Source organism: Bauldia sp., from assembly GCF_965232525.1.
Classification (GTDB): Bacteria; Pseudomonadota; Alphaproteobacteria; order Rhizobiales; family Kaistiaceae; genus Bauldia.
Genome location: NZ_OZ246980.1, coordinates 3,713,794 through 3,726,961, shown reverse-complemented (window position 1 = coordinate 3,726,961; position 13,168 = coordinate 3,713,794). Strand labels below are relative to the sequence as shown.

General features: G+C 62.6%; 10 protein-coding genes. 3 read left to right on the top strand and 7 right to left on the bottom strand.

Going from position 1 to position 13,168, the window contains the following annotated elements; all coding sequences use genetic code 11:
- The first annotated feature begins 142 nt into the window (after nt 1-142).
- Nucleotides 143-448 (top strand): hypothetical protein, encoded by a 306-nt coding sequence (locus tag ACO076_RS17650; RefSeq protein WP_421724128.1) that lies wholly within the window; start codon nt 143-145, stop codon nt 446-448.
- A gap of 24 nt (nt 449-472) precedes the next feature.
- Here the strand turns inward: ACO076_RS17650 and ACO076_RS17645 are convergent, their stop codons facing one another.
- Nucleotides 473-730, bottom strand: a complete 258-nt coding sequence (locus ACO076_RS17645) for a hypothetical protein (RefSeq protein ID WP_421724127.1) — start codon at nt 728-730, stop codon at nt 473-475.
- 167 nt (nt 731-897) lie between these two features.
- Here ACO076_RS17645 and ACO076_RS17640 point away from each other — a divergent pair, with 167 nt between their 5' ends.
- Nucleotides 898-1,281, top strand: coding sequence for a GIY-YIG nuclease family protein (locus ACO076_RS17640; RefSeq protein ID WP_421724126.1), 384 nt, complete (start codon nt 898-900; stop codon nt 1,279-1,281).
- A 41-nt stretch (nt 1,282-1,322) separates the two neighbouring features.
- On the opposite strand, the gene ACO076_RS17635 is transcribed toward ACO076_RS17640, so the two are convergent.
- Together ACO076_RS17635 and ACO076_RS17630 are read right to left on the bottom strand one after the other, a co-directional pair.
- The gene (locus ACO076_RS17635; protein ID WP_421724125.1) at nt 1,323-2,747 is read right to left on the bottom strand and encodes a hypothetical protein; all 1,425 of its coding nucleotides are present in this window, start codon (nt 2,745-2,747) and stop codon (nt 1,323-1,325) included.
- A 13-nt stretch (nt 2,748-2,760) separates the two neighbouring features.
- A complete protein-coding gene (locus tag ACO076_RS17630) occupies nt 2,761-6,792 on the bottom strand; it encodes a vitamin B12-dependent ribonucleotide reductase (RefSeq protein ID WP_421724124.1) in 4,032 nt (1,343 codons plus the stop codon).
- A 668-nt stretch (nt 6,793-7,460) separates the two neighbouring features.
- Between ACO076_RS17630 and ACO076_RS17625 the strand changes: the two genes are divergently transcribed.
- Nucleotides 7,461-9,371: a S9 family peptidase gene (locus ACO076_RS17625; protein ID WP_421724123.1), complete on the top strand. Its 1,911-nt coding sequence runs from the start codon at nt 7,461-7,463 to the stop codon at nt 9,369-9,371.
- Nucleotides 9,372-9,375: 4 nt separating this feature from the next.
- Here ACO076_RS17625 and ACO076_RS17620 read toward each other — a convergent pair whose 3' ends face one another.
- The 4 genes from ACO076_RS17620 to ACO076_RS17605 all read right to left on the bottom strand — a co-directional run bounded on the left by ACO076_RS17620 (nt 9,376) and on the right by ACO076_RS17605 (nt 13,073).
- Nucleotides 9,376-10,398, bottom strand: a complete 1,023-nt coding sequence (locus ACO076_RS17620) for a DUF3500 domain-containing protein (protein ID WP_421724122.1) — start codon at nt 10,396-10,398, stop codon at nt 9,376-9,378.
- Between the two features lie 147 nt (nt 10,399-10,545).
- A complete protein-coding gene (locus ACO076_RS17615; protein ID WP_421724121.1) occupies nt 10,546-11,292 on the bottom strand; it encodes a septal ring lytic transglycosylase RlpA family protein in 747 nt (248 codons plus the stop codon).
- A gap of 201 nt (nt 11,293-11,493) precedes the next feature.
- Nucleotides 11,494-12,231: a calcium-binding protein gene (locus ACO076_RS17610; protein ID WP_421724120.1), complete on the bottom strand. Its 738-nt coding sequence runs from the start codon at nt 12,229-12,231 to the stop codon at nt 11,494-11,496.
- A gap of 263 nt (nt 12,232-12,494) precedes the next feature.
- On the bottom strand, nt 12,495-13,073 hold the full coding sequence (locus tag ACO076_RS17605; protein ID WP_421724119.1) for a calcium-binding protein: 579 nt from the start codon (nt 13,071-13,073) through the stop codon (nt 12,495-12,497).
- Between the last annotated feature and the right edge of the window lie 95 nt (nt 13,074-13,168).

The following is a 13,168-nucleotide window of genomic DNA, read 5'->3' as shown; positions in this document are numbered from 1 at the left end:
TGCTTTCTGAAAGCGCAAGGTCCGGAGAGGCGTTGCGCGATGCGCCGCCGCCGCTGCGACGTCGGCGCACTGTCTGACCGTCGCATGACACCTGAAACCGCCATGGTAAACTGGCGCTTCACCCATTCGGGAGGGGCGAACCATGACAACCGTGATCCTGTGGCTGATGTGGCTCGGCATCGCCGTGCTGGTGGCTCTTGCCATCTCGCGCTTCGTCGCGGCGCGCCGCGAGCCCGCGGTGGAGGCGATGCGGGTTGGCGGGCCGGCAAAACCACCGGAGCGCAAACCGCCGGTCGCCTACCAGGCGATGACCATCGTCGTGTCGGTGGTCGTGCTCGGCGCCGCGCTTTACGTCATCCTCTCTGCCGCCTACGCCGAGGACACCGCCAAATGGGCGTATGGCGCGGTCGGCACAGTGGTCGGCTTCTGGCTCAAGCCGCCGGGGTAGGGCTGGCGACTGGCTGCCGGGTGCTCAAAAGGGGAGCCAGTGGAGGACCCCGACCAGGACCTTACGGATCGGGCGGATGACAGCCGCGGCACACCCCACACCGATGCCCGCCATGATCCCGACGCCAGCAATCAGAGCCGTCGGCGCGGGGTCGGGCAAGATCGACGTCCACACCATGAGCGCCATCGCGACAACGCCGCCAGCGAAGCCGACGAAAAGGAAGGTCAGCACGATTTCGCCAACGGCGGTGAGTTCGCGCTCGGGCGCTTGGTGTTCGGCCATTGCCTGGAGATGGGGATGAGTGTCGCCGCCGCAAAGACGTGGATGGCCGGGACAAGCCCGGCCATGACGTCGGGGTTGGGCCAAGCGGGCGCGTCATTCCGAACGGAGGCTGTCGGCCGCTTTGCAACATGGGCAACGAACCAAGGCCACCGAGAGCAACGCTTTGCGTGCCCACTCGCCTCACCGTCATGGCCGGGCTTGTCCCGGCCATCCACGAAAGCCAGAGTGCGACCATGCGCGGCGCGTGGGTGTACATCATGACCAACCGGCCGAACGGCACGCTCTATGTCGGCGTGACCAACAACATCGCCCGGCGTTTTCGCGAACACCGCGACGGTCCGGTCGATGGCTTCACCGAGCGCTACGGTCTCAAGTGGCTCGTCTGGTACGAGGCGCATCCGACGAGCACCGGCGCCATCCGTCGCGAGAAGGCGATGAAGCACTGGCCTCGGACGTGGAAAGTGCGGCTGATCCTGGCCACGAATCCGGACTGGGATGATGTGGGGGATACGATCGTGTTTTGTGGGGGAGGCGTAGTCTGGCGCACTTAACGCACCGGCAATGACAGCTGGAGCTAAGAGCCGATCAGCGCCTACAATTTCGAGGCTGACGGAGGGCCGTAAGAGCAATCAATAGAAAACACGTCTATTTGAGTGCCGGTTTCGCGGGACACTTCTTTAGCCACCTGCTCAATTCTTTTTAGCCTCGTGAAGTCAGTTGACCTATAGCAACCGACAAGGAATATGCCCTGCTGAATACCCTCCGCCTTGAGATAAGTAGGTAGTTGCCCTTTCAAGCCGTTCCAAAATTTCGAATTATTAGCCTTTTTTGCTTCTATGAGTAGTCGAAGTCTATATCCACGGGAAAGTTTAAAGTCCACGGGCCCGCGTCCAATGTTAGCTTCCTTACTAATGTCGATGTCGTTCGAGGTGCAGAATTCCGGTAGGGAAGCCATCAATAAGGCTTGAAAACTGTACTCTTTCTTTTCAGTTTTATCTTCGTTCCAAAGAAGCCTCCAGCCATCTTGATTCTCAACATAGTTTGAGAACCTCCGGAGGAATTTTTTCAGAGCTAACTTCAGGTCTTCCTCCGACTGGATGAGATAGCTGAAATTCTCCAGCCTTGCCCAACTCCGGGCCGCAAGGTATGGCTTGTAGTAACCAGATGGGTCTAGCTTGAAATCATAGGGCTCGCTACCAGTGAATTCCCTATTCTTGAGGTAGCGTTCTCGAAGGTCAGGGTGTTGGATTGCAAGTTTAACTATTGTCTCTTTATCGATTCGTCTGCTTATTTCTGAGCCAAATTCTTTTTTCAATAATTCAGGATTTGTGTCATATGCGTATTCCCAAAAATCATCGCTATTGATGGTGGGTAGTTGTCTTAGATAATATTTTGGAACGAGTAGAATTGCCTTACCGGAGAAAGGATTAACGGGTAGAGAATATCGACCCGCCTTCCAACGTCCTAGTTCGTGGGAATAAATAGCTTTTCTATACGAAAAGTCTCTAGTATCTATTTTAAATTCTGCGGCGACCGATTCCGTGTATTTGGCGATATCGTCTCGAAGAATGCATGCGGTTGCATCACTGATTCGATCAGGACCGATCCCTTCACCGAATATCTGAATCTGCTCAAAGTGGACGATGTCCCGAATTCCACGGTCAATGGCCGCCCAGATTCCGCGTGCTATGTCGTTCGCTAAGCCCTCGCCGGATCCACCGCCTGGGTTACCAACCTTCGCGTATCCAAGGCAAAGTTCGCCAACTTCATGCAGGGATAGAAGGTCTATTGCTGATTTCCATTTTCCAGATTGCACGTCCCCGCCACTCTCAGCGACGAGGGAGAATATATGCTCGAAGAAACTCAATATTACTTTGTGTCTAGCTGCAAAAATACCTTTGTCATCATCAAATATCAAAAACGGGTCGATGAAGAGCGGTGTGTCAGCAAAAAGAAGCGGATCAAACCACTCTCTTTTTTCCGGTTCCGGAATCCCAAATCGCTCGGAGAATAGCATCTACGCCGGTTTCCTACGAACACCCCGTCGTCGCGCCGCAGGTGTCGCATTTGAGGCAGGTGCCGTTGCGGACCAGGGTGAAGTTGCCGCATTCGCTGCAGGCGTCGCCCTCGTAGCCGCGCAGTCGCGCCGCGGCGGCGCGTTCGGCCGCCAGCGCCTTGGCGTCGGCGCCTGACTCGGCGGCGGGTGCGACCGCCGGGTCACCCAGACCCATCGCAGACCGGGCGAACACCGACGTCGGGTCGCGGTCGGCCGTGGCGGCATCGAAGGGGGCCGATGAAGGCGCAGCCGAAGGGCCGGTCACGGTGGTGTCTGCAGGGGTCGCTGCCGGGGTGGACGGGGATACCTCCGGTGACATCCGCGCGGCCGGTACGCCAACCGGCGAGGCCACCTCACTCACCGTCACCGGCGTCACAGATCCCGCATCCCGCGCGGGATCGAGTTCCGATGACAGCGCGTTGACCGCGTCGGAAATTTTGGCCATGGCGCCGCCGATGGCGGTGACGTTGCCGCCGCTGGCGGCACCGGATGCCATGCCAACGCCGCTACCGATCGCGCCAGACATGACCGGGCCACCGGAGGAGCCGCCGTCGCCGGCGGCTGCTTCACCCACCGCAGCCGCCTGATTGACCACCTGGAAGCGCTTGCCGCGCACCAGCCCACGTGAAATCGGGCCGTGCGAGACGGCAGCTTCGAGCGGCGGCGTCTTGCCCTGGCCGACCCCTTCGCCAATCGTCGTCGACCCGATGTCGTCGGGGCTGACATGGGCGAGGTCGTGGCGGCCGAGATAGGACACCGCCAGCTCGCGGAAGACATAGTCGAGGATCGAGGTGGCGTTCTTGATCGCCGCGTTGCCCTGGACCAGCCCGGCCGGCTCGAAGCGGGTGAAGGTGAACGCCTCGACATATTCCTCCAGCGGCACGCCGTATTGCAGGCCGAGCGAAATGGCGATGGCGAAGTTGTTCATCATCGCCCGGAAGGCGGCGCCCTCCTTGTGCATGTCGATGAAGATCTCGCCGAGCCGGCCGTCGGCGTATTCGCCGGTGTGGAGGTAGACCTTGTGGCCGCCGACGATCGCCTTTTGGGTGTAGCCGGTGCGCCGGTCGGGCATCTTCTCGCGCTCGCGCGCCACCTTCTCGACGATGCGCTCGACAATCCGTTCGGTGACCGCCTCGGCGCGGGCGGCGGCCGGCTTGGCGGCGATCTCAGCGACCGCGTCCTCCGCCTCGTCGTCGTCCTCGTCAAGGATCTGGGCGTTGAGCGGCTGGCTCAACTTGGAGCCGTCGCGGTAGAGGGCGTTGGCCTTCAGCGCCAGACGCCAGGAGAGGTTATAGGCGGCCTTGCAATCCTCGACCGTGGCGTCGTTGGGCATGTTGATGGTTTTCGAGATCGCGCCGGAGATGAACGGCTGGGCCGCCGCCATCATGCGGATGTGGCTCTCGGCGGACAGGTACCGCTTGCCGATGCGGCCGCAGGGATTGGCGCAGTCGAAGACCGGTAGGTGCTCGTCCTTCAGGCCCGGCGCGCCCTCCAGCGTCATCGCCCCGCAGCAATAGACGTTGGCGGCGTCGATCTCGGCCTTGGTGAAGCCGAGCCAGGTCAGCAGGTCGAAGCCGGGATCGTCGAGCTCCTCGTCGGTGACGCCGAGCTCGGTAAGGAAGTCGGCGCCGAGCGACCACTTGTTGAAAGCGAACTTGATGTCGAAGGCCGACGCCAGCCCGGCCTCGACCGCGTCGATCTTCTCTTCGGAAAAACCCTTGGCGGCGAGGGTGTCGTGGTTGATGCCCGGTGCACCCTTCAGCGTGCCGCGGCCGACGGCATAGTCAATGATGGTGTCGGTCTGGTCGGGGTCGTAGCCGAGGATCGCCAGCGCTTCTGGCACAGCGCGGTTGATAATCTTGAAGTAGCCGCCACCGGCGAGCTTTTTGAACTTGACCAGAGCGAAGTCCGGCTCGATGCCGGTGGTGTCGCAATCCATAATCAGGCCGATGGTGCCGGTCGGGGCGATCACCGTCGCCTGGGCGTTGCGGTAGCCGTTGGTCTCGCCGAGCGATACAGCCTGCTGCCAGGCGGCGCGGGCGCGGGCGACGAGGTTGGTGTCGGGGCAGGCGTCGCCGTCAAGCGGCACCGGCATGGTGTTGAGCGCCTCGTAGCCGTCGGCGATACCGTCGGCGGCGCGGCGGTGATTGCGCATCACCCGCAGCATCGCGGCGCGGTTCGCGGCGTAGCCGGGGAAGGGCCCGTGCTGGCCGGCCATCTCGGCCGAGGTGGCGTAGGAGACGCCGGTCATCAGCGCGGTGATGGCGCCGCCGATGGCGCGGCCCTCGACCGAATCGTAGGGGATGCCGGAGGTCATCAGCAAGCCGCCGATATTGGCGTAGCCGAGGCCAAGGGTGCGGTAGCGGTACGACAGCTCGGCGATCCGCCGCGACGGGAACTGGGCCATCAGCACCGAAATCTCGAGTACCACGGTCCACAGCCGGGTCGCGTGTTCGAAGGCGACCGTGTCGAAGCGCACCGCGTCGCCGCCGTCGCCCTCGCCCTCGGGCCGGCGGAACTGCATCAGGTTCATCGACGCCAGATTGCAGGCGGTGTCGTCGAGGAACATGTATTCCGAGCACGGATTGGAAGCGCGGATCGGTCCCGATTCGGGGCAGGTGTGCCAGTCGTTGACGGTGGTGTGGAACTGGATGCCAGGATCGGCCGAGGCCCAGGCGGCTTCGCCGATCTTCTCCCACAGATCACGCGCGGGCAGGGTCTTGATCGGCTCGCCGGTGATGCGGGCGATCAGGTTCCAGTCGCGGTTCTCCTCGACCGCGCGAAGGAAGTCGTCGTTGACCCGCACCGAGTTGTTGGAGTTCTGGCCGGAGACGGTGAGATAGGCCTCCGAGTCCCAGTCGGTGTCGAGCACCGGGAAGTCGATATCGGTGTAGCCCTGCTGGGCGAACTGGATCACCCGGCGGATGTAGTTCTCCGGCACCTGCGCCTTCTTGGCGGCGCGGACTTCGCGTTTCAGCGCCGGATTTTTCGCCGCGTCAAAGCAGTCGTCACCATCGCCTTCGCAGTTGACGCAGGCCTTCATGATCGCCTTCAGGTGCTTGGAGACGACCTTGGAGCCGGTGACCAGCGCCGCGACCTTCTGCTCCTCGCGTACCTTCCAGCCGATGTATTCCTCGATGTCGGGATGATCGATGTCGACCACCACCATCTTGGCGGCGCGGCGGGTGGTACCACCCGACTTGATGGCGCCGGCAGCGCGGTCGCCGATTTTCAGGAACGACATCAGCCCGGAGGACTTGCCACCGCCGGAGAGCCGCTCGCCTTCACCGCGCAGCGCCGAGAAGTTCGAGCCGGTGCCGGAACCGTATTTGAACAGCCGAGCCTCGCGGACCCAGAGGTCCATGATGCCGCCCTCGTTGACCAGGTCGTCGGCGATTCCCTGGATGAAGCAGGCGTGCGGCTGGGGGTGCTCGTAGGCGGTCTCGGAGGCGCGCACCTCGCCGGTCTTGTAGTCGACGTAGAAGTGGCCCTGGCTCGGGCCGTCGATGCCATAGGCCCAATGGAGGCCGGTGTTGAACCATTGCGGGCTGTTGGGGGCGGCCTTCTGGGTGGCGAGCATGAAACGCAGCTCGTCGAAGAAGGCGGCGGCGTCCTCCTCCGAATCGAAATAGCCACCCTTCCAGCCCCAATAGGTCCAGGTGCCGGCGAGTCGATCGAAGACCTGGCGGGCATCGTGTTCGGAGCCGGTGCGCTCGTCCTCGGGAAGGTCGGCGAGCGCCGTCTCGTCCGGCACCGAGCGCCACAGGAAGGACGGGACGTCGTTCTCCTCGACCTTCTTCAGGCGCGCCGGAACGCCGGCCTTGCGGAAATACTTTTGCGCAAGGATGTCGCTGGCGACCTGGCTCCAGTCGGCGGGTACCGCGATGTCGTCGAGCTTGAACACCACCGAGCCATCCGGGTTGCGAATCTCGCTCCGGGTCGTCCGGAATTCGATGCCGTCATAGGCGCCCTGGCCTGCCGTGGTGTAGTGCCGCTCGATTCGCATTGCATGCCCCTTGCTGTCGCGTGTTGTCACGCGCCTGTCATCGCTTTGACCGTATCCTGAAGCCCTAGGATTCGGCGCACCTGTCGCTTTCTCCGTCTGACACGCGAGTCGGGGTTATTCCCCGGATGTTGTGTCGACTATCGCGCAGAACACTAAATATAGTGTTACTGATCGCCATTTGTCACCCGCTTTCTTGCCTCCATCCGCCTGTTTTTTCGGCGTGAATCCGCTGTTTCGCGCACAGGCAACCGCGCCCGGTCGAGCGACGAAAAACGCTGAACTGAATGGAGATTTCCGAAGGCCGGAGCCCCGCGGAGCGCCGTGGCTCAACCACGACACTTGCATGACGCTAAGGGGATTCGCAGCGCGTGGTCAACGGGGCTTGGCTGGGGAAATCGGGGGCAGGGATGTGGATGCTTGCGGTGGCGGGGATCGACGGCTCGCCGATATGGCGGCCGCGTCGAACCGATACGGCATCCGGCCGACTACCGCGGTCAGCCGGATTCGAGTTACAAGCGACAACAGTTTCGAGCGTGACGCCAAAGGGATGGACAATGAAACATTTCAGACAATCGATGTTTAGCTGCCTTAGTTTAGTGCTTTTCCCTTGTGTCCTGGCGCTGCCGACAAAAGCTTTAGCACAAGAACACTGGACCCCCGAACGGAGTATGGAGGTCAATCGGCTCTCGGATCTGTCCTATTCACCCGATGGTTCGGAAATCGTCTTCGGCATCAATAGTATCGATCTCGACGCCGATCAGTATCTAACCGCGTTCGTCATTTCCGATCCGAACAGCGATACGGTTCGGACCCTGCTCGACCCATCTCCCCATATTTCCAGCATCCAATGGTCGCCGGACGGCGGAACGCTCGCCTATCTCTCCTCCGAGTCGGGCAACACCAATCTCTGGCTGATCGACGCCGATGGCAGCAATAGCCGGCAGGTCACTGAACTCAGCGAAGACATCTCCAGCTTCCAGTGGGCGCCAGACGGCCGGTCGATCGCCTTCGTCATGCCGAATCCGGCTTACGGACATCCGCCCGTCGACGATTCCGATTCGTTCGACAAGGTCCATCTGTGGTTGCTGGCCCTGAACGACGGGCTATCGGGCGGAACGGTGACCAACCTGACCGAGAACCAGCCGTTCTCGGTCAGCGATTGGTCCGGCACCTGGGCGTACGACTGGTCGCCGGATAGCAGTACCATCGTCTTCGCCCATCAGGAGCGGCCGGGACTGGATCCCTGGACGAAGGCGCAACTCGCTGTCGTCGACGTCGAGACCCGCAATGTCACCGCGGTGAACGCGGGGAACGATCGTTGGAAGTACTTTCCCAAGTACTCGCCGGACGGCAAGTGGCTCACCTTCATCAACGCGCCCGGCGAATTCAAATGGTCCTTTCTGTGGGACATCAAGCTCTATTCGACCGAGACCGGGGAGACCGTCGCGCTGCCGCCCACCGAGCGGCAGCTTCCCTTCCCCTGGCAGTGGGCTTCTGACTCCCAGAGCCTCTACTACATCGAGAACGATCGGGTGACCTATTCGTTCTACCGGATGCCGATCGATGGTGGGGAACCGGAGAAGGTCTTCGGCGCGCCACGCGATCTCAGCATTCCGGGCCTCAACACCTACCTCGTCTCGTCCTTCGTCGATGTCGCTCCGGACAACGCCACGCTGGCGTTCATCGGCCAGACCTACAACACGCCGCCGGCCGTCTACGTTACCGACGTCAGTACGTTCTCGCCGCGAAAAATCAGCGACGTAAATGACCGGTTTCTCGACATACCGATCGGCAGGACCGAACTCGTCCGTTGGAGGTCGCTGGATAACACCGAGGTGGAGGGTCTGCTCACCTATCCGGTCGATTATCAGGCGGGCGAACGCTACCCCTTGGTCGTCCAGATCCACGGCGGTCCGAACGGCGTCGACTTCAATGAGTACCTGCCGCTGATGAAGTTCTTCGCGACGGCGGCCTACCCGGAGCAGGGGTACTTCGTGCTGAGGGTCAACTACCGGGGGACGCTCGGCTACGGCAAAAAATTCCGCGAGGACCTGATCGGTAACTTCGGCATCCTTGACTATCAGGACATCATGTCCGGCGTGAACCACGTCGTCGACAAGAGCCTCGCCGATCCGGACCGGCTGTTCGTCATCGGCCAGAGCAACGGCGGGACGATGACAAGCTGGATCGTCACCCAGACGGACCGGTTCAGGTCGGCCTGCCCGATCGCCGGTGAGACGGACTACATCAGCCTGGAGGGCACCAACGCGTACTTTCAAACCAGCTGGTATCTGGGCGGAAGTTTCATTGACCACCTGCAGGTGTTCCTGAACCGCTCACCGATCTTTCATGTGCGCAATGTGCGGACCCCGACGCTGATTCAGGGCGGGCTGCTCGACACAAACGTGCCGCACGGCCAACTGCAGGAGTTCTACCGGGCGCTGAAGCGGGCCGGGGTCGATGTGCATCTGGTCGGCTATCCCGGCGCCGATCACGACTTCTATCCGCCGAAGCTCTATCTCAGACTGCTGCGGTCCTGTCTGGACTGGACGGTCAAGCACACCCCCGCGGGCGGCTGAAGCGCTACAGTCGATGGGCGCCGAAGTTGCGCGTGGTGTCGTGGAAGACGGCGTGGAGGTGAAGCGGCTGATTGGTGAGGCTGGCGAACTCGATCAGCAGATCTTCGCCTGTGAGGCGATAGTAGATCGAGCCGTCGAGGTCGGCGCCGCCCCAGGCAAACCGGACCGCATCCATATCTTGACTGGCGAGGCGCGCGATCTGGAATTCCGCCAGGGGCTGCGGTAGGACCTCGCTCGTGTAGACCTCGATGAGGCGCGTGGTCATGTCCCGTTGCCCCTGGGTGAGGTCGCCGAGCGGCACGCCGGCGGCCTCCGCGGCGAGCTGTCCCGCCGCCACGCGAGTTGAGCGGATGTTTCCGGGCGAGTTCGACCAGACGAGAGCGTTGCGCTGGTTTGCCGCGTCAATATCGCCGAACAGCCGACGTCCGAGAACCTCCTCGTCCTTCAGCACGACAAGGCCACGGTGAGGGCCCGACGGTACGGTGTTGGGCTCCGACGAGAAAGCGCTGGGCGTGGTCGAAATCACTTCGTCGTCGAGCAGGGTGAAGGTGAGCGACAGGTGATGTCCCTCCCACCGCCACGACCAGGCGCCGGTGCTGACCGGTTCGCCATAGAGCTGGACGGAAAACCGCTCGCGGTTTCGATCGGGGGAGCCCTTGCCCCATTCATCCCTCAGGATGTCCTGCTGGAGCATGATGTTTTGCGCCTTTTCGAGGCCGAAAGCGCTGGTGCCGGTGGCGAGCAGGTCGAGGGCGAGATCTTTCTGCGCCGGTGTCATCTGCTCCAGCGCGAGCCCGGATGCCCGGCGCGAGCCCTGCATGAAATTCCAGGCCCGGCGGTTGCGGCCATCGAACGGGAAGAGCACGGCGTCGCGCTGCCGTTCGTCAAGCTGGTTAAGCAGCGCCGTCGCCCGCTCGCGCATGAGGGCGCCGGGCGACGGGGTTTCTGCTCCCGCTGAGCGGGGGAGAACAGCCGAAATGCTGGCAGCGGCGCCGGCGGCGAGCAGTGTGCGGCGGTCGATACCCATGACCTGGACCTCCTGGCGATCGGATGGCCTTTATCTGGGGCCTAATCTCCCCGAAGCAATTCAAACTCCCGCGAGCTTGCCCGGGCGGCATCATTTCCCGCGCCGCGACACGCCCGTTCTCTCGTTAGGGTCAGAGCCCCGCCGCGATTACTCCGGCAACTGCTGCAACCGGTCCCAGTCCTCGCGTTTGGCGATGCCGTGGTGCGGATCGATCACCGGCGGCGGCTCCGGATCGGCGTCGGCTTTCTCGCGAAGGCGGGCAAGCAGATCGGGCTTGTCGGGGATGGGGGCAAACGCGTCGGCGAAACGCAAGGCCGGATCGTCGACTATGGGATCGCCGACGGGCGCGTTCGGGTCCAGCCCGGCGTCGTCGCCGGGGTTGGGCAGATCGCCGCCAATCTCCGCGGCCGGCATGTCGAAGTCACGGGGACGCAAGCGCGGTCCGGGTAGGTCGGGATCCACCGTGAGCGCTGCGGTGACGATGGGTTCCTCGCCATCTGCCGAACCGCAGGGGTTCGGCAGTCGCGGGGCATCGCCGTCAATCACCGACAGGCGGACGCGGGTAATGCCATCACCGATGAAGTCGAGCCGTTCCGCCGCGGCACGGCTGACATCGATCACGCGGCCTTTGACGAACGGGCCCCGGTCGTTGATGCGCACGATCACGGATTGGCCGTTGGCGAGGTTCTCGACCTTGACCCGTGTCTGGAACGGCAGGCTCCGGTGGGCTGCGGTCAATTCCGATGCATCCGCCGGCTCGCCGCTGGCGGTGATGCCTTCGAGGTCGAACCAGGCCGCCTTGCCGCATTGAGTTGCAGCGGACGCGCCGCCGGCCCCAGCCAGGGTCGCCGCTATCAGGAATGTCAGGGCACTTGTCGACCCCGGATACGCCACGCTACTTCGCTCTTGTCCCCTGTGGACGGACGTGAGCTCCCCGCCCGAAAGTCATGAAAATGCCGAGGTTTGACGAAATTGCGGCGACGATTCGTGCGTCGCCGAATCGTTTACCGGCTACGGTCTTCCCGGCATAACGACGCGCGGCCCGCAGCAGGAGGGAGGCGGACCGCCGCTGGCCGCGCGTCAGCCATCGTGCGACTAGAGCACGAAGTCGTCGTCGTCGAGATCGCCGATCGATGTGTCTTCGATCGTCAGTTGTTTCTTACCGAAGGCGAGAACGACATCGTCGCCGACTTCACTCGCGGCATCGAGAACATCGTCGAAGTCGTTGACGCCCTTGATCGCCGTCAGGTCGATCTCGTCGTCGCCGCTTTCGAAATCCTTGATCTTGTCCTTGCCGAATTCGAAGACGAAGCGGTCGCCCCCTTCGCCACCGGTCATGACGTCTTTGCCCTTGCCGCCAGCGAGCACATCATTGCCCTCGCCACCCCAGAGCTTGTCACGGCCGCCGCCACCATCCATGTCGTCGTCGCCTTCGCCGCCCCAGAGTTTGTCGCGACCACCGCCGCCCGCCATGTCGTCGTTGCCCTCTCGACCATAGAGCTTATCGGCGCCGCCGCCGCCGCTGAGATCGTCGTTGCCTTCGCCAGCGTCGAGATAGTCCTTGCCGGCTCCGCCGGAGAGGGAGTCGTTACCGCTCTCGTCGGTGAGGTGGTCGTTGCCGGCGCCGCCGAAGAGTTCGTCCTCGCCCTTGCCGCCGATCACGATGTCGTTGCCATCACCGCCGCGGACGATGTCGTCATCGTCACCGCCGTCGACCGTGTCGTTGCCAGCCTTGCCGTCGAGGACATCCTCGCCGTCGAAGCCGCGAATGGTGTCTTTGCCCGATGTGCCGTTCAGGACATCGGCTTCGTCGGTCCCGTTGATCACTGCCATGGTATGACTCCCCTTTTCGCTTGCGCCCAAACCCGCCGCGCCGACGGCGGGCCGATCCCGCCGCATGTCAGGGGAAACGATCGTGTGCGGGGGTTATTCCCAGGGGCGCCGCGATTCTCTTCGTTCTGATTTCTCATCGACCGCCCGGCAGCCAAGATGGCGTTCCGGGCATCGACGATCGTGGTTACCCCGAGGCAGGGCGACGCGTGGCCGGTGGGGCGCGTGAGACGACCGCCGCAAGCCACGCGTCTGTCATGGTGCGATCAGAGCACGAAGTCGTCGGCGTCGAGATCGTCGATCGACGTTTTCTTGATCGTCAGTTCGTTTTTGCCGAAGTCGAGCACAACGTCGTTGCCGACTTCGTCCGCGGCATCGAGGACATCGTCAAAGTCATTGATGCCCTTGATCCCTTTGAGGACGATCTTGTCGTCGTCATCATCGAAGTCCTTGATCTTGTCCTTGCCGGACTTGAAGACGAAACGATCGTCGCCCTCGCCGCCGGTCAGGACGTCGTTGCCCTTGCCGCCGTCGAGGCGATCGTCGTCTTCGCCGCCTGATAGCTTGTCGCGGCCGGCGCCTCCGAACAGCCTGTCGTCGTCTTCGCCGCCGCGCAGCTCGTCGTTGCCGCGGCCGCCATGGAGGAGGTCGTCGTCCTCGCCACCTTTGAGCGTATCATTGCCCTTGCCGCCGAACAGGCGATCGTCGTCTTCCCCGCCGAGGAGGGTGTCCTTACCCGCCTTTCCCTTGAGCACATCGTCGCCTTCGCGACCGCGGATCGTGTCCTTGCCCGACGTGCCCTTCAGGCGGTCGTCGTCTTCCGTTCCGTTAATTGTTGCTGCCATCAGTCGTTCCTCTTCCAATGCCCCGGAGCCCGTCGCGTCCGCAGCGGATTCATCCCGCTGTCTGGGTAAGGAACGTGGGGATGGGAGGATTATTC

Bases quoted from the DNA above. Each gene is read 5' to 3' on its own strand.
- ACO076_RS17630 (WP_421724124.1), bottom strand. From the start codon at position 6,792: ATGCGAATCGAGCGGCACTACACCACGGCAGGCCAGGGCGCCTATGAC.
- ACO076_RS17635 (WP_421724125.1), bottom strand. From the start codon at position 2,747: ATGCTATTCTCCGAGCGATTTGGGATTCCGGAACCGGAAAAAAGAGAG.
- ACO076_RS17620 (WP_421724122.1), bottom strand. From the start codon at position 10,398: ATGGGTATCGACCGCCGCACACTGCTCGCCGCCGGCGCCGCTGCCAGC.
- ACO076_RS17610 (WP_421724120.1), bottom strand. From the start codon at position 12,231: ATGGCAGTGATCAACGGGACCGACGAAGCCGATGTCCTGAACGGCACA.
- ACO076_RS17625 (WP_421724123.1), top strand. From the start codon at position 7,461: ATGGAGGTCAATCGGCTCTCGGATCTGTCCTATTCACCCGATGGTTCG.
- ACO076_RS17645 (WP_421724127.1), bottom strand. From the start codon at position 730: ATGGCCGAACACCAAGCGCCCGAGCGCGAACTCACCGCCGTTGGCGAA.
- ACO076_RS17650 (WP_421724128.1), top strand. From the start codon at position 143: ATGACAACCGTGATCCTGTGGCTGATGTGGCTCGGCATCGCCGTGCTG.
- ACO076_RS17605 (WP_421724119.1), bottom strand. From the start codon at position 13,073: ATGGCAGCAACAATTAACGGAACGGAAGACGACGACCGCCTGAAGGGC.